Source organism: Allobosea sp. P4_E12, assembly GCF_056401655.1.
On sequence record NZ_JBFUIY010000130.1, the window covers coordinates 1 to 1,153 of the forward strand.

Genomic DNA, 1,153 nt, shown 5'->3' on the forward strand with positions numbered 1-1,153 from the left:
GTGGTCGCCTTCTCGGCCCGCTGGACCCATTCATCGCCCGTGGTCGGTAGGCGCCGCAGTTGTCGCTTGCTCGGCTGACTTGTGATCCGGCGAGGGGCTCGCCAGAGGAGCGCCCCGGATGCCAGAAGAGCCATCGCGAAAGGGACGTAACCGACGCCGGTCGGGTCATGTGGCCGCGCGGCGAGGACCGTGCAGGCGACGAACCAGCAGGCCACGGCCCAGGCCCTATAACGGCTCCTGATCCGAGACTCGGCCGCCTTTAGCAGTATGGCGTCCGTAAACCGCCACAAGTGGATGAGGTTTGAATGCAGGGTGGCGAGTTCACGGTTCGTGTTCATGAAAGCCTCCTTGCTGGCCCGCAGTTCGTTGCGGCTTGTGGCAAGCTGATCCTTGAGGCTTGCCGCTTGGAGGGATGCCGACCACACGCCGGCCGAACGCCCCGTCCCGCTAAGTGCGGCGCCGCGTGCGCGTGCCTGCGCTCTTGATGAGTTGTTGCGATTGTTGATCGGCTTCCAAGCCGCGATGTTGAGAGCCAGGCCGGCAGCCGTGGGCGTGATCAATGCAGCATGAGCTACGAGGTCGGCCAACCGCACATCGTCGTGATGTCCGACTGCTGTCACTACGGGCACGGCAGATCGGGCAATCGCAATCGCAAGGTCGAGATCGTCGTAGGAGCACAAATCGCTCCAGCCACCTCCGCCACGAACGATGAACACGACGTCGGCATCATCCGGCCTGATCGCTCCCAAGGCGGAGGCCATTTCCGCGGCGGCTCCGGCTCCTTGCGTCTTCACCCACCGAGGCTCGACGACCACGTCACGGGGCAGCGTGCTGTGCTGATGCCGGAAGTCGCTCCATCCCCTATTCGGGCTAGTCAGCACAATGACGTTGTGGACCTCGGGCAACACAACCGTTCTAGGGTTGGCAGTCTTGAAAGAAGCGACACGCTCGGGCGTGAGCAAGCCCAACTCGATGAGAGTCTCCTGCGAATCGTTTCGTAGCCTGCGAAGCGGTCCCGTCTGAGCGATGACGTCAACCCACGTCGCCCGCAACGACCAACTTGGGGAGTCTCGTCGGGGCATGATGTCTGCGCGTACACTGATGACCTGGCCTGTGCCAAGGACGCCGGCCCACGCCAGCCTCTGCGTTGAGG

The 1,153-nt window shown here is 63.6% G+C and carries 1 protein-coding gene; it reads right to left on the bottom strand.

The window, feature by feature from the left end; all coding sequences use genetic code 11:
• Positions 1–962: exodeoxyribonuclease VII large subunit (locus tag AC1DW9_RS36650; protein WP_476855419.1), on the bottom strand; the 962-nt coding region annotated here is incomplete at its 3' end.
• Positions 963–1,153: the final 191 nt, after the last annotated feature.